Genomic DNA, 17,120 nt, shown 5'->3' on the forward strand with positions numbered 1-17,120 from the left:
GCGGTGTTCGTGTCGATCGCCGATTTATAAGTCCCATCTTCGTACGACCGAGCGGCTGGGGCTTCGGCGGTGTTCGTGTCGATCTACCGGTAACGATTTATAAGCGGCCGACCGGAGCCTCGACGGCCTTCACCGACGATCGGCGCTCATCTATTTATAAACGAGCGGCCGAGGCAGAACGGGCGTTCCCCGGTTGTTCGCAAAGAATCACGATCAATCATGATAACGTTCATAGTTCCCGGCCCCGTGGTGTGTAAGGTATGCCAGGCGGACACGCCCAGACCCTGCGACCGTTCATGTGGCGCGCGGAGCGACTGTACCCGGACACCGAGATCGTCTCGCGTACCCACGAGGGGCGCACGCGGCACACCTACGCCGAGTACGCCGACCGGACGGCGCGGCTCGCGAACGCGCTCCAGGACTACGGGATCGAGCGCGGCGACCGCGTCGCGACGTTCTGCTGGAACCACACGCGGCACTTCGAGACGTACTTCGGCGTCCCGAACACGGGCGCGCAGCTCCACACGATCAACCCGCTGCTGCCCGACGAACACATCCGGTACATCGTCGACGACGCCGACGACGAGATCGTCTTCGTCGACCCGTCGCTGGCCGAGAAGATCGCGGGCGCCGCGGAGGGCGCGGAGGAGTTCGAGGACGTCGACTTCGTCACGATGGGGTCGGAGGGGATCGACGCGCTCGACGCGCCGGCCTACGAGGAGTTCATCGGCGACTACTCGACCGAGTACGACTGGCCCGACCTCGACGGCGACCAGCCCGCCGGGTTGTGTTACACCTCCGGCACGACGGGGCGCCCGAAGGGCGTCGAGTACACCCAGTCGATGCTGTGGAGCCACACGATGGCCTCCCAGACGCCGCAGGGGATCCCGATGGAGGACTCCGACGTCGTGATGCCCGTCGTTCCCATGTTCCACGTCAACGCGTGGGGGATGCCGTTCACCGCGGCCGCCGCGGGCGCGAAGCACGTCTACCCCGGCCCCTCGCCGGACCCGGCCGACCTCGCGGCGCTGATCGAGGAGGAGGGCGTGACGATCTCCGCCGGCGTCCCGACGGTGTGGCTCGGCCTGCGCGAGTACATCGAAGAGGGGAACGACGTCGACCTCTCGACGCTCGACACCGTGATCATCGGCGGCGCGGCCGCGCCGCAGGCGCTCATCGAGTGGTACGACGAGCGCGACGTCGAGGTGCTCCACGCGTGGGGGATGACCGAGCTCTCACCGATCGGCACCGTCTCGCACCTCAAGGACGACTTGCGCGGCGCCGACTACGAGACGCAGGTGAACAAGCGCGCGAAGCAGGGGCTCGTCGCCCCCGGCCTGGAGTTCGAAGTTATCGACGAGAACGGCGAGGAGGTGCCGTGGAACGGCGAGGACTTCGGCGAGCTGCGGATCCGCGGCCCGTGGGTCACGAAGGAGTACTTCGCGCGTCCGGAGGCCAGCGAAGAGGAGTTCGTCGACGGCTGGCTGAAGACCGGCGACGTGGTCACCGTCGACGAGGACGGCTACATGCAGCTCGTCGACCGCACCAAGGACGTGATCAAGTCCGGCGGCGAGTGGATCTCCAGCGTCGAGCTGGAGAACGCGATCATGGCCTACGACGGCGTCAGCGAGGCGGCCGTGGTCGGCGTGCCCCACGAGCGCTGGCAGGAGCGGCCCGTCGCCTTCGTCGTCGTGGCCGACGGCGTCGACCGCGACGAGCTCGTCGAGCGGATCGAGGCCGGCCTCCGCGACGAGTACCCCAAGTGGTGGGTGCCGGACGCGGTGGAGTTCATCGACGAGGTGCCGAAGACCGCCACCGGGAAGTTCTCGAAGAAGGACCTCCGCGAGCAGTACGGCGACCAGTCGCTCGTCGAGGGCGCGGTGCCGGAGGACGACGCGCCCGACGGGGAGTAACGCGCCGCCGGGCGTACCCGTCCGTCCCGAACCGATTTTTCAGTCGTCGCGGTCGCCGACGACCCACTTGTGCGAGTAGCTCTCGCCGCACGTACAGTGGGCGTACGCGTGGACCACGTCGCCCTCCGCGTAGAGGCCGCCGACCTCCTCGTTTTGCGCCTCCGCGAACGCGAAGACGAACCGGATCGCGTGGTCGCCGTCGGGACCTTCGCCCGCGTCGTTCGCGTCGTCGGCCTCGTCCGCGAACGGGCACGCCCCGTCGTCGAGGGTGCGCGCGATCTCCCCCTCGGCGTCCATCGCCGTCTTCGCGAACTCCATCGCGCCCATGCCGGTGCCGGCCTGGAACGCGGACCGTCCGGTCTCGCCGTCGAGGATCAGCCGGACGCCGCCGTCGGTCTCGGCCCCGACCTCGCGCAGTCGGGAGTCGTCGTCGAGGTACGCGTCGCTCACGTAGAAGACCACGTCGTCGAGCCGCTCGCCCGCGAGGAACTCGTCGAGGTTGCTCATGGCGGCCGGAGGCGCGTGAGCGGTAAAAGGCGTGCGAGTCGGCCCGAAGGAGAGCGCGGGCCCTCCGGCCCGGAACGGCGCGCGTCGTGGGCGATCGAGCGGTGGGATCCGCTCGGATCGATGCTAGATCATGTAGAATCGGGGTAACTGTTAAGACGTATCACGGAGATCCGTCGCGTGATGAGTGCGCAAACCCGATCCGACGACCGGCTCGCCGAGTGGGCGGAGCTGGTCGACGAGGACGTGCCCGACGAGCTCCGCGAGGAGCGCTCCGCCGACCGATAACTTTCACCGCGCTTCGCGAAGGCTTTAGGCCGACGGCGGCGAAGCACCGCCGATGGCGACCGAGGCCGCCGGGATCGACAGGGATCTGCTCGTCGACGACTTCCTCCAGCGGCGGCGCTACCAGCTCCAGCTGGCGGACGCCGCCGCCGACGAGCACACGCTGGTCTGTCTCCCGACCGGCCTCGGCAAGACGACGGTCAGCCTGCTCGTCACCGCCGAACGGCTCAGCGAGGTCGGCGGGAAGGCCCTCTTTTTGGCCCCCACCAAACCCCTCGTCCAGCAGCACGCGGACTTCTACCGCGAGGCGCTGCGGATTCCGGACGACGAGATCGTCGTGTTCACCGGCGACGTGAAGCCCGACGACCGCGCCGCGCTGTGGGACGACGCCCGGATCGTGATCGCGACCCCGCAAGTCGTCGAGAACGACCTCGTCGGCAACCGGATCTCGCTGCGCGACGTGACCCACCTGACCTTCGACGAGTGCCACCGCGCGACCGGTGACTACGCGTACGTGTACATCGCGGAGCGGTACCACGCCGACGCGGCCGACCCGCTCGTGACGGGGATGTCGGCCTCGCCCGGCGGCGACACCGAGGAGATCGAGACGGTCTGTGAGAACCTCGGGCTCTCGAACGTCGAGGTGATGACCGAAGCGGACGCCGACGTCGACGAGTACACCCACGACACCGACGTCCGATGGGAGCGAGTCACGCTCCCTGACGAGGTCCTCGAGATCCGCGACGCGCTCAACGAGGTGATCACGGACCGGCTGGAGAAGCTCAAGTCGCTGGGCGTGACGAACACGACGAACCCGGACCTCTCGCAGAAGGACCTCAACAGGATGCGCGGGCAGCTGAAGCAGATGATGGACAACGACCAGTCGGAGGGGTACAAGGGGATGAGTACCCACGCCGAGGTGATGAAGCTCCGGCGGGCGACCGAGCTGGTCGAGACGCAGTCGGTCGAGTCCGTCCGGCGCTACTTCGAGCGCCAGCGCGAGGCCGCCCGCTCGTCGGGCGCGTCGAAGGCGAGCCAGCGCATGGTCGCGGACCCGAAGGTGCGCGAGGCGATGCGGAAGGCGGAGTCGTTCGACGGGCTCCACCCGAAGTTCTCGAAGGCCCGGATCCTGCTGGCCGAGACCCTCGGCATCGACGGCGGCGAGCGCGCGATCCTGTTCACGGAGTCGCGCGACACCGCGGAGGCGCTCGTGGAGTTCCTCTCCGCCAGCTTCGACGTGCGGAAGTTCGTCGGGCAGGGCGACAAGGAGGGCTCGGACGGGATGAGCCAGACACAGCAGCAGGAGACGCTCGACGAGTTCAAGGCCGGCGAGTTCGAGGTGCTCGTCTCCACGAGCGTCGCGGAGGAGGGGCTCGACGTGCCCGAGGTGGACCTCGTCTGCTTCTACGAGCCGGTCCCGACCGCGATCCGCTCGATCCAGCGCAAGGGCCGGACCGGCCGGCAGGCGGAGGGGAAAGTCGTCGTCCTGATGGCCGAGGACACCCGCGACGAGGCGTTCTTCTGGATCTCGCGGCGCCGCGAGAAGGAGATGGCCAGCCAGCTCGCGGAGCTGAAAGAGGCCACCGACGACATCGAGGAGTCCGTCGGCGACGACGGACAGGCCGGCCTCGACGCGTTCGGCGGGGGGTCCGGGGAGTCCGACGCCGATACGACGAGCGACGAAGGCGAAGGCGGCGCGGCAGACGGCGCCGGAGCGAGCGAAGACGAGGGGGCCGGCCTCACCGACTTCGCCGAGGAGGTGCGCGAGCGCGACGACGAGGAGGGCGACGACGGCGACGGTGACGACGCCGCCGGCGACGACACCGCCGAGAGCGAGGAAACCGCGGCCGATTCCGACGACGACGCTCTCGTCGCGACCGCGGGCGTCGACGAGGGCGTCGAGGTCGTCGTCGACCAGCGCGAGCTCGACTCCTCCATCGCGAAGGACCTCTCGACCCGCGACGGGCTCGTCACCCGGCTGGAGACGCTGGCGGTCGGCGACTACGTGCTCTCCGACCGCGTCGCCGTCGAGCGCAAGTCGGCGGCCGACTTCGTCGACTCGATGCTCGACGCCGACCGCTCGATGTTCGAGCAGGTGGGCGAGCTCTCGCGGGCGTACGCCCGCCCCGTGATGGTCGTCGAGGGGACGAACCTCTACGGCCAGCGCGACATCGACCCCAACGCGATCCGCGGCGCGCTCGCGTCGCTCGCGGTCGACTTCGACGTGAGCGTGCTCCGCACCGAAGGCGAGGACGACACCACCGAGCTGCTGGCGACGATCGCCAAACGCGAGCAGGAGACGCGCGACCGCGAGGTGAGCGTCCACGGCGAGAAGACGACGAAGACGCGCGCCGAACAGCAGGAGTACGTCGTCTCCTCCATCGCGGACATCGGCCCGGTCACCGCCCGATCGCTGTTGGAGCACTTCGGCACCGTCGAGGCCGTGATGACGGCGCGAGAGGAGGACCTCCTGGAGGTCGAGGGCGTCGGCCCGGTGACCGCGGAGCGCATCCGCGAGGTCGTCGGGAGCGAGTACGAATAGCCGGGCGCAGCGGGGTCGTGAACGCGACCGCCGATCAGTCGAACCCGCTCACCAGCGTCACCACCCACTGTCCGAGGTCGTACTCCGACCGGACCTCCACGCGCGTTACCCACTTCACCCACTGGAACCCCCGCCTGTCGGGCGCGACGAGTCGGGCCGGCGCGCCGTGACCGTGGCTCAGCCGCTCGCCGCCGACGTGCGTCGCGAGCAGCGCGTTCTCTGCCTCCCCGATCGGGAGACTCCAGCGGTAGCCCGTCACGGAGGTGAACCGGACGTAGGCCGCGTCGTCGTCGAGGTCGCCGGCCCCGTCGAGCAGGTCGCCGACCCGGATCCCGCCCCATTCTTGGACCGTGTACCAGCCGCTCGTACAGTCGAGCAGGGCCTCGGTCTCGTGGCCCGCCCCCAGCTCGTCCGCCGTCAGTTCGACGGGATCGCTCACGAGCCCCTCGACCGTGAGCCGGTAGTCGTCGCGGTCGATCGGATCGGGGTCGTCCGCGACCCACGAGGTGATCGGGAACGCGCCGTTCCCCTCGCCCTCGCGGGGCTGGGAGCCGGTGAATCGGCGGTCGGCGCCGGCGGTGTCGAGCGCGTCGTTGACCCCTTGCTGGAGGCGGTAGGTCGCGCCGCCGGCGGCGAGGAGCGCGAAGTAACGCACCGCGGTCCGCCGGCGCTCGAAGTCGACGCGGCGGGGGAGCCGGAACCGGGTCGCCGCGTGCGCGGCGACGAGCGGGACCAAGGCGAGGCCGAACCCGACGTGAACCGAGAGGAGGGTCCAGTAGGAGAGCCGCACGTCGAGGCCGAACACCCACGCGACGCCGGTGCCGATGGCGCCGAGCGCCGCGACGAGCGTGAGGACGGACAGCGCCGTCGACCGCTGCCACAGGTCGGGATCGGTGAGCCGGCGGCGGACTCGCGCGAGCTTCCACCCGAGCAGCGCGACGATCCCGAGCCCGAGCGCGCGGTGGAGCCAGAAGAGGGGCCACCCCTCGGGGACGCCGACGGTGAACGAGACCAGCCCCGTGACCGCCTCGGCGACGACGAACGCGAACAGCGACCAGTCGACCGCGCGCGGCGGCGGCTCCAGGCGGTCGAGTGCGGTCCGGAAGCGGTCCGTCACGGCCATCTCGGAACGGACTACGGGCTAGCGAGACAAAACGGTGCGGCCGGTCGACCGCGGCGTTCGGCGCGCGACGACCCGAGTCACAGCTCGTAGGTCTCGCCGTCGACCGCCAGCGGCTCCTCGAACGCCTCGTCGGCGGGGTAGTAGTGCGCGAGGTGGACGAGCCGCGTGCGGTCGGCGTCGAGCTCGTCGGCGAGCGCGAGCGCCCCCTCCCGGGTCATGTGCTTCGTGCCGAAGGTGCGCGGGACGCCGTCCGGGCCCGCGTGGCGGCCGCCGATCGGGTGGTGCTCGCACAGCGAGGCGGGGACGATAGCGTCGGCGAGCAGCAGGTCCGCGCCGGCGAGCGCCTCGCGGGAGCGCTCGGGAACGTCGTAGCTGGTGTCGCCGGTGAGCGAGAGCGTCGCGCCCGTCTCGGGGTCCTCGACGACGACGCCGTAGCAGAGGAGCGGCGGGTGGTCGACCGGGACGAACCGCACCTCGAACCCGCAGGTCTCGAACGGCTCGAACGGGTCGCGGGCGTGGACGCCGATCCGGTCTTCGAGGTAGTCGTACTTGTCGCGGATCGTCCCGGCGACGCTCCGGTCGGTGGCGGGGTCGGTCTCGTTCGGCGCGTGAACCGGGAGCCCGTCGACGAGCCGGTAGACGTTCCCCAGCCCGTCGAGGTGGTCGAAGTGGATGTGCGTCACCAGCCCGGCGTCGGGGAGCGGGACGTCGGCCGCGAGGAACTGCTGTCGGAAGTCGGGACTGAAGTCGACGAGCAGCGACTCGCCGGTGCGCTCGTTGGCGACGTGGACGGAGAAGCGCGACCGCGACACCCCGCGCTCGCGGGCCGCCTCGCAGGTGTCGCAGTCGCAGCCGACGGTCGGCGTCCCCGTCGTGTCGCCCGTCCCGAGGAGGGTGACCCGCATGACGGATCCCGCTCCGCGGGCCACGGCCTTAGCGTCCGCGGTCGGACCCGTCGGGATCGGCGGGCGGAAGTCGGAGACCGACGCGACCGCGCCGCGACCACAACCCCGACGTATAACTCCGAGCCGCTCGGATCCGGACCATGCACACCAGTCGCACCCTCACCCTCGCTCGGCTCCCCTCGGGCGTGCCGATCCGGACGACGGTCCACGCGTACGGCGAGGGCGAACTCGTCGACGGCGACGACGGCCCCGAACTCGACGCGCCCGGCGACGGTCCCGTCGTGTACGCGCAGGCCGCCCAGCACGGGCGAGAGGTGAACGGTGTCGCGGTCCTGCGGCGGCTTCACGACCGCCTCGTCGGGAACGCGTCCGGAAGCGCCGACGCCGGCGGAGCGAGCGACGGGCCGACCGCCGCCGACCTCGACGGGACGCTCGTGACGGTTCCCGTCGCGGACCCGCTCACCTTCGATCGCGTCTCGTACACGACGCCGGAGTCGCTCGACTCGCGGCAGCCGAACATGAACCGCTGCTGGCCCGGCGACGCGGAGGGGTCGCTCCACGAGCGGATGGCGGCCCGGCTCTGGCGGTTCGCGGGCGCGGCGGACGCGATCGTCGACCTCCACACGGGGTCGCCGTCGATGGCGACGCACGCGGTGTACATGCGCGGCGACGAGGCCTGCCGCGGGCTCGCGGAGGCGTTCGGCACCGACCTCCTGCTCGCGGAGGCCGCGGGTGACGACGCCGACACCGAATGGGACGAGCGCGGGTTCGCGGGGAAGCTCCGCGTCGCGGCCACGCGCGAGGGGATCCCGACGATCACGCCCGAGCTCGCCCACAGCCGCGAAATCGTGGCGGCGGCGGTCGAGACCGGCGTGGCGGGGATGGTCGGCGCCCTCCGCCACGAGGGGCTGCTCGACGGCGAGCCCGACCCGTGGGACGGCGTCGTCGCGCGCAACCACCTCGGGCGCGCCATCGCCGACGACTCCGGGCTGTTCGTCCCGGAGCCCGACCTCGCCGTCGGCGACCGGGTGCGCGAGGGCGAGCGCGTCGGCGAGGTGTTCGACCCGACGACGTTCGAGACGCTCCAGGTCGCGCGCGCCGACCGCGACGGGATCGCGTACTCGGTCGCCCGGGAGGCGACCGTGGCCGCGGGCGCGACGCTCGTCGGGGTCGCGGAGCGGATCGACGGGGACTGACGGCGGAGGGGTCGAGGGACCGATGCTACGGCCGGCGGACCCGGATCTGCCCGTCGGCCGCGACCGTGACGAACAGCCGGCGATGGACCTCGCGCCCGCGGACCGCGTCGCCCGCGCGGTCGCCGATCGACTTCATCAGCTCGGGCGCGGTCTGGTTCACCTTCACGCCCGCCTCGTCGCAGGCGTCGTACACGCGCTTGGGCGCGTCGTAGAGGTCGGTTCCCGCCTCGATCTCGACGCGGACCGGCGCCGACAGCGCCTCCGCGAACGCGACCGTCTCGCGGGCGCGCTCGACGTTGTCGCGGGCGCTCGCCTCGACGCTGGAGACGTTCGCGCGCGAGGTGCCGAGCCGGTCCGCGATGTCCGACTGCCGGAGCCCGCGCTCGCGGAGCGCTAACACCTCGGCCTGCCGGCGGGTGAGAACGCCCTCGTCGGCGTCGAACCCGGCCCGTTCGAGGATGGAGTCGGCGTCGACGTCGGCGGGGTCGGGTCGCCCGTCGTCTGCCATGCGTTCACCGACGGGCCGGTCGCTCAAAAAACGGCGGTTTCGTCGCGCGAGGTCGCGCGGCGGATCGATCGGCCTCCGAGAGCGGTCGGCGGATCGACGGCGTCCGGACTGTCCGTGGGGCGGGGCTCCCCCGAGACGCCGTCACTTGCCCCAGAAGTTCTCGCGGCTGCCGAGCCGTTCGCGGTCCGTGCGGTCCGGGCGACCGCGCTCGTCGTCCTCGTCGTCCGCCGCGTCGCCCTCGGCGGCCTCGTCGTCCCCCTCCTCCGCTTCCGGGTCGTCGGGGAGGCGCTCGACCACCTCTTGGGCCGTCGCGTGACTGGACTTCACGCGGTGGATCTTGACCTCGGCGCGCGCCGGGGGGAGGAGGCCGTCGACGAGGACGATGAACCCGTCGTCGGTGCGGCCGACGCCGGCACCGCTCTCGTGGATGTCGTCGACCTCGACGACGACCGCCTCGCCGGGCTGGACCGGCTGCTGTTTCAGCTCGTAGATCGGCATGTCGTAGTGGTTACACCACTCCGCGCCGCCCTTGTTGCCGTAGTGTTGACACCCCATCCCCTCGATCCGTTCGTCGAAGCTGGGGCAGTCGTCTGCGAGTGGACAGTCCGCCATACCGTAGGGGAGACCGGCCGCCGTTGTAAACGTTTTCGACTCTCAGACCGAGCTTCGCGAAAACGGGCGCGTCACGCGGCCGAGCGGCGGCTGCTCGATAGCCGAATTTGCGACCCAGGGAGCGGAGGGCCGCCGAGACGGGTCAGAGGAACTCGCGGACCTCCGAGTACCACATGTCGTGGTGGTCCACGGCGTCGAGCGCGTCCGCGACGTCGACCGCGATGGCGTGCCAGCAGCGGTCGTCGGGGTCGTCCGCGTCGAGGTTGTACGTCGCGTCCGCGCAGGTACACTCGCCCTCCTCGACCACGTATTCGTCCTCGTGCCCCACGACGACGGTGAAATCGCGGTAGCGTTTCACCCGCCCCTCGCCGACGGCCTCGATGGCGCGCTGCCCGCGGTCGCCGTGGGCCTCGACGATGGCCGCCGCGATCGGGCCGGTCAGCTCCCCGGCCTCCTCGATCGCCGACCGCCAGTCGTCGACCCGCTCCATGCCCGCCCGTTCTCGGGCGTTCGGTTAAACAGCGTCGGTCGGATCGGGGCGGGCCGGCGCGGGCCGCGCCGGACGGGGGCGAAACTTCCGACGCGTGGTTTCAAGCCGCTCGCCCGCCTCCGTCCGCCATGGACGAGACGTGCCAGCACCTGTCGTATCGCGAGGAGGGCGACGGGAAGTCGTTCGACACCGCCCGCGCGTTCTGTACCGTGACGGAGTCGTTCGTTCAGCCCATGCGCGCCGACGTCTGTAACGCCCGGTACGAGCTCGACCCCGCGACGGACTGCGAGTTCTACGTCGAACCGGACTCGGAGGCGGCGCCGGACGCCGAGTCGAACGCGCCCGACGCGCCCGACGCCGACCGATGAGCTACGACGACTACCTCGACGGGAAGCCCGTCGTCATCACCGCGGCGCTTACCGGCGGCGTCCACGGGAAGGAGGCGCATCCGGACCTCCCGGAGACGCCCGCGGAGATCGCGGCGGCCGCGGCGGCCTGCGAGGACGCGGGCGCGAGCGTCCTCCACCTCCACGCACGCCGCGACAACGGGGAGCGCGCCTTCTCGACGGAGCGCTTTCAGGAGGTGACGGACGCGGTCCGCGAGGCGACCGACGACGCCGTCCTCCAGCACTCCACCGGGGGGACGGCGGCGCCGGACGCCCTCCGACACGAGCCGCTCCGGACCGACCCCGCGCCCGAGATGGCGTCGCTCGACATGGGGCCGCTCAACCGCTACGACCGGCTCACCTCCGAGAACACGCGCGAACTCGTCTCCTCCCTCCACGCGGAGATGAAAGAGCGGGGCATCAAGCCCGAGCTGGAGGTGTTCAACGACGGCCACCTCAACGAGTCGCTGGCGATTCTCGACGAGCTCGACGACCCGCCGTACCTCAACTTCCTGTTCGGCGGCGGGACCACCACCCCGCCGCACCCGCGGAACCTGATGAATCGGGTCGAGGCCCTGCCCGAGGGCGTCGAGTTCAACGTGATCGGGTTCGGCCCGCACCAGCTCCCGCTGACGACGCAGTCGCTGCTGCTCGGGGGCCACGTCCGGGTGGGCTTAGAGGACAACCGGTACTACGAGCGGGGCGAACTGGCGACGAACGAGCAGCTCGTGGCGCGGGCGGCGCGGCTCGCCGAGGAACTGGGTCGGCCCGTGGCGACGCCCGAGCAGACGCGGGAGCTACTGGGGCTACGCGGTCGGTAACCTGAGTGCGCGACGCGAGCCTCGATAGCGAGACGGTATTTAAAACACCCGAGAGACGGCGACGATTGACTATAAATGAACGACGCGGTGGCGCGTGCCCGTGAGCGGTCGCCATCGGCGGCCGCGAACGGCACCGCGCGAGGGAGTCAGTCGCCGGAGCGAAGCGACGGCGACTGACGAGGCTGGGGAGGCGTGAGGTGCGGTGCTGTAGGGGTGGGACTCAAAGGGGCAGTCGCGAAGCGGCCGCAGACGACGCAAGCACCGCAGCGAGCAGCGCGAGCGAGGAGCGCAGCGAGTGTGCGGCCGCTTCGCGGCTGGGGCTTTGGCGGTCCTCGCCGTCGGCCTGGTAACGGCTATTTATAAGCGAGCGGCTGGAGCTTTGGCGGTACTCACCGTCGATCCGCCAGCGGCTATTTATAAACAATGGCTTCCGTTGAAATTCCATTTTCAGATGTGTTTTCGACTGAAACAGCCGGTAGAATTCGCTTACAAATTCATCGCCGTAGTTTATTTCACTAGGTATATCATTAGTTCGTTCTTGTCAAGAGTCATGACCAGCCCGTGTTCCAGACGAAGAGCTCTCGCTGGAAGTGGTTCAGTCATACTTGGGGCTCTGTCGGGATGTAATCAACTCCCGTTTTCGTCTTCTTCACCCTCCCAACTCGAAATTCTACCTAGCAATGCCACCGCAGAGCCACAGGGACTTGAAATCGAACTCCTCCGGACTGACGAGGAAACGAGAGATGAGGCCGTCGTGTTCGACCGATTTTTCGAACTGGAGGCGAGCGATACCGGGGGTATCTACCAGTTCCCGGACCCACCCGTGGTCGATGAGCAACGCTACCTCATTCGAGCATCGCTCGGTGGCTACCGAGACGTAACACAGCATTATCACTACTTTCCGAACCCCGACGACTCCGTGGAAGGCCCCCGACTGCTTGAGGTGGCCGTGTACAAAGAAGACGAACTTGTCCGACCGTATATTGACTACGAGCAATACAGTGGGCGTGGAGATCCACAGATGAGCAGCAGCTAAGTAGTTAGGGGATTCTGACATCGCAACGGGGATTAGGGATATACGCACGCTCTGTACTGACCGGCAGAGAGCTGCGTATGTCACTCACTGTGGATTTCAGCGAAGCCAAGTGAACAGCTTAGCCTCAGAACGGCTCACCGCAACGCCGTCCACTATTACAAATAGCCGCGTCCTGAGAATCCCGACCTCACTCCAGCACGATCAGCACGTCGCCCATGTCGACGCTGTCGCCCTCGTCGACGTGGACGCTCGCGACGGTGCCGCCGCGCTCGGCGACCACGTCGTTCTCCATCTTCATCGCCTCGAGGACGCAGACCACGTCGCCGGCGGCGACCTCGTCGCCCTCGTCGACGTCGACCGAGAGGATCGTCCCCTGCATCTCCGCGTCGATGGCCTCGCCGCCCTCCGCGACGTCGACGCCGCCGTCGTCCCCGCCGTCGTCCGGCTTCGCCTGCGGGGGGCGCTGCTGTCCGCCGCTTCCGCCGCCCCCGCCGCCCTCCGGCACCGGGATCGCGGGCGCGCCGCGCTCCTCTAGCTCGACATCGAAGCGCTTCCCGTTCACCTCGACCGTGAACTCGCGCTCGGTGACTTCCTCGTCGTCCCCGTCGCCCGCGGAGACGGACTCCGTCCCCCACTTCTCCTGCGCCTCGGCGACCAGCTCGCGGTCGAGCTCCTCGTCGAGGTACTTCGTCGTGTGCGTCCCGTCGACGAAGCGCCGATCGTCGAGCATCAGGCGGTGGAACGGGACGATGGTGACGACCCCCTCCAGGTCGTACTCCGCGAGCGCGCGCTTCGACCGCGCGAGACACTCCTCGCGGTCCGGGGCCCAGACTATCAGCTTCGCGATCATCGAGTCGTAGTCGGTGACGAGCTCGTCGCCCTGCCGGAGCGCGTCGTCGACGCGCACGCCGATCCCGCCCGGCGGGTCGTACGTCTCCAGCGACCCCTCGTTGGCGGGCTGGAACTCGTCCGCGGCGTCCTCGGCGTTGATCCGGAACTCGATCGCGTGGCCCTCCAGCTCGACGTCGTCCTGCGAGACGGAGAGCCCCTCGCCGCTCGCGACCCGGAGCTGTTCCTTCACGATGTCGATCCCCGTCAGCTCCTCGGTGACGGTGTGTTCGACCTGGATCCGCGTGTTGACTTCGAGGAAGTAGAACGGCGTGTCCGGACCGAGCGGCTCCGACGGGTCGCGGTCGGGGTCCTCCTCGACGAGGAACTCGACCGTCCCGGCGTTGGTGTAGTCCGCGGCGGCGACCCCTCGGCGGGCCGCCTCGCCGATCTGTTCGCGCAGTTCGTCGGAGAGCGCGGGGGAGGGCCCCTCCTCGATCACCTTCTGGTGGCGGCGCTGGAGCGAGCAGTCGCGCTCCCCGAGGTGGACCACGTCGCTCTCGGACACCGAGGCGTCCCCGTCGCCGCTCCCGCCGTCGGACCCCGCGGCCACCGGGTCGTCCGCGACGATCTGGACCTCGACGTGGCGGGGAGTCTGGAGGTAGCGCTCGAGGTACACCGAGTCGTTCGAGAAGTACGCCTCCCCCTCGCGTTTCGCCGACTCCAGCGCCTCCGCGGCCTCGTCCGCGCTCTCGACGACCTTCATTCCGCGGCCGCCGCCGCCGCCCTCGGCCTTGATCGCGACCGGGTAGCCGTGCTCGTCGCCGAACTCCGTGACGGCCTCGACGTCGGTGACGGGCTCCGTCGTCCCGGGAACGATCGGCACGTCGGCGTCGTCCATCACGCGGCGCGCGTGCGTCTTCTCGCCGAGCCGCTCCATCGCGTCGCTGGCGGGCCCGACCCACGTGATCCCGTCGGCGGCCTCGACGCGGGCCGCGAAGTCGGCGTTCTCCGCGAGGAAGCCGTACCCGGGGTGGATCGCGTCGGCGCCGGCCGAGCGCGCCGCCTCGACGACCGCCTCGCCGTCGAGGTACGAGTCGGCCGCGCGGGCGGGACCGACGTTGTACGCCTCGTCCGCGTACCGGACGTGGCCGCCGTGCTTGTCGGCGTCGCTGTAGACGGCGACGGTGTCGACGCCGAGCTCCTCACAGGCGCGCATCACCCGGACCGCGATCTCGCCGCGGTTCGCCACGAGAACCTTATCGAACATTCCTGTCGGTTCTTCCACGAACTGCTACCAAACTCTGTCGGTCCGGGCCGGGACGGTTAAGAGGGTCCCGGGCGCCACAGTGAGGTATGCTCGACGCGGGAAACCCGTACATGCTGCCGTCGGTCCTAGTCGGCGCCGCCGTCTACCTCGGACTCACGGCCGTCACCGACGCATCGCTGCCGATCCGGGTCGCCGCGCTCCTCGCCTTCGTGACCGTCGTCCCGATCGCCCTCGATCGACTCTTCGACGGGCGAGGCGTACCGACGAGCCTCGACGACGAAGCGACGTCGGGCGACGCGACCGCGGGCGACGCGACCGCGGGCGACGCGACCGCCGATACCGGAGGAGCCGGCGACGAGGAGACGCGCTGAGCGGCCGATCGCGAGAGCCGTTATCACAGATATATATGTCAGCAGACGTATCTGCTACCGCGCCCCGAGTCAGGGTCGGGTCGACGGCGCGACGGTTCGACGCCGCGCCGTCGGGGGAATGTACGCGGCCGGGCGCTCCCGCGTCCGGGAAATGTATGCGGCCGGGCGCTCCCGCGTCCGGGAACTCCGTTCGACGCGTCCGCTACCCGACCAGCGACGGCCCCCCCCCGACCGGGGCCGCAAAGGCGACGCGACCGACCGCTCAGAACCGGTCGCTCCGGCCGGCCGCGGTCCAGGGGTCGGTCGGCGCGTCGGCTGGGACGCGCGCCCGGCGGCGGTGGAGCCGATCGATCCGGGCGGCGAGTCCCCAGCGGTCCTCGTCGCGGCCGTCGTCCGCGTCGCTCGCGGCGGCAGCGGCGGCGGCGAGCTCGCCGTCTCGGAGGTGCGCCGCGACCGCGGCGGCGATGGCGGCCGCCTCGTCGTCGCCGGCGTCGTCGGGGATGGACAGGCGGGCGATCGGGGGCGCCGGCTCGGCGGTCGTCGCGTCGTCGGCCGCCGCCGAGTCGGTCGGTCCCTCACCGATCGGCTCGTCGTCGACCGCCATCAGATCGGGATGTTGCCGTGTTTCTTCGCAGGCTGGTCCGTGCTCTTCCCCTTCAGCATCTTCAGGTCCTCGACGAGGCGCGCGCGCGTCTCGGTCGGCTCGATGACGTCGTCGACGAAGCCGCGGTCGGCGGCGGTGTAGGGGTTCGCGAACTCCTCGCGGTACTCGTCGATGAGCTCCTGCCGGCGCGCGTCGGGGTCGTCGGCCTCGGCCAGCTCCTCGCGGTAGAGCACGTTGACCGCGCCCTTCGGCCCCATCACCGCGATTTCCGAGGTCGGCCACGCATAGTTGACGTCGCCGCCGATGTGCTTCGACGACATCACGCAGTAGGCGCCGCCGTACGCCTTCCGGGTGATGACGGTCAGGAGGGGAACGGTCGCCTCCGAGAAGGCGTACAGCAGCTTCGCGCCGTGACGGATGATCCCGTTGTGTTCCTGGTCCGTGCCGGGCATGAAGCCGGGCACGTCCTCGAAGGTGAGGATGGGGACGTTGAACGCGTCGCAGAAGCGGACGAACCGCGCGCCCTTCTGGCTCGCCTCGATGTCGAGCGTGCCGGCGTTCACGCGGGGGTTGTTCGCGACGACGCCGACGGAGTGGCCGTCGAGGCGGGCGAAGCCGACGACGATGTTCTTCGCGAAGTTCTCGTGCACCTCGAAGAAGGACCCCTCGTCGGTGACGCTGCCGATCACGTCCTTCATGTCGTACGGCTTCCGGGGCGCGTCGGGGACGATCTCGGCCAGCTCGTCGTCCGCGCGCTCGGGGTCGTCCCACGGCTCGACGCGCGGCGGGTCCTCCACGTTGTTCGCCGGGAGGTACGAGAGCAGCCGCGCGATGTCGTCGAGCGCGTCCTCCTCGCTCTCCTCCGCGAAGTGCGCGACGCCGGAGGTCGACGAGTGGGTGACCGCGCCGCCCAGCTCCTCGAAGCTCACCTCCTCGCCGGTGACCGTCTCGATGACGTCCGGCCCGGTGATGAACATGTGCGAGGTGTCTTTCACCATGAAGGTGAAGTCCGTGATGGCGGGCGAGTACACCGCGCCGCCGGCGCACGGCCCCATGATCGCGGAGATCTGGGGGATCACGCCGGAGGCCTCCGTGTTGCGCCGGAAGATCTCCGCGAAGCCGCCGAGCGAGGCGACGCCCTCCTGGATCCGGGCGCCCGCGGAGTCGTTGAGGCCGACGACGGGCGCGCCCACGTCCATCGCCTTGTCCATCACCTTACACACCTTCTCGGCGAACACCTCGCCGAGCGACCCGCCGAAGACGGTGAAGTCGTGCGCGAACACGAACGTCTTCCGGCCGTTCACCTCCCCGTAGCCCGTCACCACGCCGTCGCCCGGAATCTGCTTCTCCTCCATCCCGAACGTGTGGTTGCGGTGGGTCCGGAACCGGTCGAACTCGTGGAAGGTGCCGTCGTCGAGGAAGTAGTCGATCCGCTCGCGGGCGGTCATCTTCCCCTTGTCGTGTTGCGACTGGATCCGGTCTTCGCCCCCGCCCTTCGCCGCCCGCTCGCGGCGTTCCCGGAGGTCCTCGATACGGTCGTCCATCGTCACGGCGGACCACCCTGCGTCATTACCTCGTGGGTCGGCAAGCGCCGTCAAAAGGGTTCCCCTATCCGACGTTTCGTCGTTCGACGTCCGTCGAATCCGAGCCGCGGAGGCGACGGCGAAACGAGGGAATCGAGGGCGGCCGCGGAGCGGCCCTGTCGGCGTTTCACACGCTGCCCGGC

Annotated in this window: 16 protein-coding genes; 7 read left to right on the forward strand and 9 right to left on the reverse strand. The window is 70.0% G+C overall.

Annotation, left to right across the window (positions count from 1 at the left end; genetic code table 11):
* Positions 1-260 precede the first annotated feature (260 nt).
* The gene (locus tag EXE45_RS07175; RefSeq protein ID WP_137693926.1) at positions 261-1,913 is read left to right on the forward strand and encodes a long-chain fatty acid--CoA ligase; all 1,653 of its coding nucleotides are present in this window, start codon (positions 261-263) and stop codon (positions 1,911-1,913) included.
* A 39-nt stretch (positions 1,914-1,952) separates the two neighbouring features.
* Here EXE45_RS07175 and EXE45_RS07180 read toward each other — a convergent pair whose 3' ends face one another.
* Positions 1,953-2,420, reverse strand: a complete 468-nt coding sequence (locus tag EXE45_RS07180) for a DUF5807 family protein (protein WP_137693927.1) — start codon at positions 2,418-2,420, stop codon at positions 1,953-1,955.
* A 337-nt stretch (positions 2,421-2,757) separates the two neighbouring features.
* Here EXE45_RS07180 and EXE45_RS07185 point away from each other — a divergent pair, with 337 nt between their 5' ends.
* On the forward strand, positions 2,758-5,244 hold the full coding sequence (locus EXE45_RS07185; protein ID WP_137693928.1) for a DEAD/DEAH box helicase: 2,487 nt from the start codon (positions 2,758-2,760) through the stop codon (positions 5,242-5,244).
* Positions 5,245-5,278: 34 nt separating this feature from the next.
* Here EXE45_RS07185 and EXE45_RS07190 read toward each other — a convergent pair whose 3' ends face one another.
* Both EXE45_RS07190 and EXE45_RS07195 read right to left on the reverse strand, forming a co-directional pair.
* Complete coding sequence (locus EXE45_RS07190; protein ID WP_137693929.1) at positions 5,279-6,367, reverse strand: molybdopterin-dependent oxidoreductase; 1,089 nt, start codon at positions 6,365-6,367, stop codon at positions 5,279-5,281.
* Between the two features lie 77 nt (positions 6,368-6,444).
* On the reverse strand, positions 6,445-7,272 hold the full coding sequence (locus EXE45_RS07195; RefSeq protein ID WP_137693968.1) for an MBL fold metallo-hydrolase: 828 nt from the start codon (positions 7,270-7,272) through the stop codon (positions 6,445-6,447).
* Positions 7,273-7,412: 140 nt separating this feature from the next.
* On the opposite strand from EXE45_RS07195, the gene EXE45_RS07200 reads away from it, so the two are divergent.
* A complete protein-coding gene (locus tag EXE45_RS07200) occupies positions 7,413-8,468 on the forward strand; it encodes a succinylglutamate desuccinylase/aspartoacylase family protein (RefSeq protein WP_137693930.1) in 1,056 nt (351 codons plus the stop codon).
* Positions 8,469-8,493: 25 nt separating this feature from the next.
* Here EXE45_RS07200 and EXE45_RS07205 read toward each other — a convergent pair whose 3' ends face one another.
* From EXE45_RS07205 to EXE45_RS07215, 3 genes are all read right to left on the reverse strand, one after another.
* Entirely contained in the window at positions 8,494-8,976 is a 483-nt protein-coding gene (locus EXE45_RS07205; RefSeq protein WP_092919714.1) for a Tfx family DNA-binding protein, read from the reverse strand.
* A 141-nt stretch (positions 8,977-9,117) separates the two neighbouring features.
* On the reverse strand, positions 9,118-9,588 hold the full coding sequence (locus tag EXE45_RS07210; protein WP_137693931.1) for a TRAM domain-containing protein: 471 nt from the start codon (positions 9,586-9,588) through the stop codon (positions 9,118-9,120).
* 142 nt (positions 9,589-9,730) lie between these two features.
* Positions 9,731-10,078, reverse strand: a complete 348-nt coding sequence (locus EXE45_RS07215; protein ID WP_137693932.1) for a hypothetical protein — start codon at positions 10,076-10,078, stop codon at positions 9,731-9,733.
* A 128-nt stretch (positions 10,079-10,206) separates the two neighbouring features.
* Between EXE45_RS07215 and EXE45_RS07220 the strand changes: the two genes are divergently transcribed.
* From EXE45_RS07220 to EXE45_RS20730, 3 genes are all read left to right on the forward strand, one after another.
* Positions 10,207-10,446 (forward strand): hypothetical protein, encoded by a 240-nt coding sequence (locus EXE45_RS07220; protein ID WP_137693933.1) that lies wholly within the window; start codon positions 10,207-10,209, stop codon positions 10,444-10,446.
* Positions 10,443-11,285 (forward strand): 3-keto-5-aminohexanoate cleavage protein, encoded by an 843-nt coding sequence (locus tag EXE45_RS07225; protein ID WP_137693934.1) that lies wholly within the window; start codon positions 10,443-10,445, stop codon positions 11,283-11,285. Before EXE45_RS07220 ends, EXE45_RS07225 begins: the two co-directional genes overlap by 4 nt.
* A gap of 550 nt (positions 11,286-11,835) precedes the next feature.
* Positions 11,836-12,321: a hypothetical protein gene (locus EXE45_RS20730; protein WP_206750466.1), complete on the forward strand. Its 486-nt coding sequence runs from the start codon at positions 11,836-11,838 to the stop codon at positions 12,319-12,321.
* A 187-nt stretch (positions 12,322-12,508) separates the two neighbouring features.
* Here EXE45_RS20730 and EXE45_RS07235 read toward each other — a convergent pair whose 3' ends face one another.
* Positions 12,509-14,419, reverse strand: coding sequence for a biotin carboxylase N-terminal domain-containing protein (locus EXE45_RS07235; RefSeq protein WP_137693936.1), 1,911 nt, complete (start codon positions 14,417-14,419; stop codon positions 12,509-12,511).
* Positions 14,420-14,505: 86 nt separating this feature from the next.
* On the opposite strand from EXE45_RS07235, the gene EXE45_RS07240 reads away from it, so the two are divergent.
* Positions 14,506-14,790, forward strand: coding sequence for a hypothetical protein (locus EXE45_RS07240; RefSeq protein ID WP_137693937.1), 285 nt, complete (start codon positions 14,506-14,508; stop codon positions 14,788-14,790).
* A 262-nt stretch (positions 14,791-15,052) separates the two neighbouring features.
* Here EXE45_RS07240 and EXE45_RS07245 read toward each other — a convergent pair whose 3' ends face one another.
* Entirely contained in the window at positions 15,053-15,394 is a 342-nt protein-coding gene (locus EXE45_RS07245; protein WP_241988364.1) for a hypothetical protein, read from the reverse strand.
* Positions 15,394-16,938 (reverse strand): acyl-CoA carboxylase subunit beta, encoded by a 1,545-nt coding sequence (locus EXE45_RS07250; RefSeq protein WP_137693938.1) that lies wholly within the window; start codon positions 16,936-16,938, stop codon positions 15,394-15,396. The genes EXE45_RS07245 and EXE45_RS07250 overlap by 1 nt, the downstream gene beginning before the upstream one ends.
* Positions 16,939-17,120: the final 182 nt, after the last annotated feature.

Origin of the sequence: Halorubrum sp. SP9 (genome assembly GCF_005435015.1) — an archaeon.
In the GTDB taxonomy this organism is placed as follows: Archaea; Halobacteriota; Halobacteria; order Halobacteriales; family Haloferacaceae; genus Halorubrum; species Halorubrum sodomense.

Coding starts and splice junctions, on each gene's coding strand:
- EXE45_RS07175 (WP_137693926.1), top strand. CDS start 261: ATGCCAGGCGGACACGCCCAGACCCTGCGACCGTTCATGTGGCGCGCG.
- EXE45_RS07180 (WP_137693927.1), bottom strand. CDS start 2,420: ATGAGCAACCTCGACGAGTTCCTCGCGGGCGAGCGGCTCGACGACGTG.
- EXE45_RS07185 (WP_137693928.1), top strand. CDS start 2,758: ATGGCGACCGAGGCCGCCGGGATCGACAGGGATCTGCTCGTCGACGAC.
- EXE45_RS07190 (WP_137693929.1), bottom strand. CDS start 6,367: ATGGCCGTGACGGACCGCTTCCGGACCGCACTCGACCGCCTGGAGCCG.
- EXE45_RS07195 (WP_137693968.1), bottom strand. CDS start 7,272: ATGCGGGTCACCCTCCTCGGGACGGGCGACACGACGGGGACGCCGACC.
- EXE45_RS07200 (WP_137693930.1), top strand. CDS start 7,413: ATGCACACCAGTCGCACCCTCACCCTCGCTCGGCTCCCCTCGGGCGTG.
- EXE45_RS07205 (WP_092919714.1), bottom strand. CDS start 8,976: ATGGCAGACGACGGGCGACCCGACCCCGCCGACGTCGACGCCGACTCC.
- EXE45_RS07210 (WP_137693931.1), bottom strand. CDS start 9,588: ATGGCGGACTGTCCACTCGCAGACGACTGCCCCAGCTTCGACGAACGG.
- EXE45_RS07215 (WP_137693932.1), bottom strand. CDS start 10,078: ATGGAGCGGGTCGACGACTGGCGGTCGGCGATCGAGGAGGCCGGGGAG.
- EXE45_RS07220 (WP_137693933.1), top strand. CDS start 10,207: ATGGACGAGACGTGCCAGCACCTGTCGTATCGCGAGGAGGGCGACGGG.
- EXE45_RS07225 (WP_137693934.1), top strand. CDS start 10,443: ATGAGCTACGACGACTACCTCGACGGGAAGCCCGTCGTCATCACCGCG.
- EXE45_RS20730 (WP_206750466.1), top strand. CDS start 11,836: ATGACCAGCCCGTGTTCCAGACGAAGAGCTCTCGCTGGAAGTGGTTCA.
- EXE45_RS07235 (WP_137693936.1), bottom strand. CDS start 14,419: ATGTTCGATAAGGTTCTCGTGGCGAACCGCGGCGAGATCGCGGTCCGG.
- EXE45_RS07240 (WP_137693937.1), top strand. CDS start 14,506: ATGCTCGACGCGGGAAACCCGTACATGCTGCCGTCGGTCCTAGTCGGC.
- EXE45_RS07245 (WP_241988364.1), bottom strand. CDS start 15,394: ATGGCGGTCGACGACGAGCCGATCGGTGAGGGACCGACCGACTCGGCG.
- EXE45_RS07250 (WP_137693938.1), bottom strand. CDS start 16,938: ATGGACGACCGTATCGAGGACCTCCGGGAACGCCGCGAGCGGGCGGCG.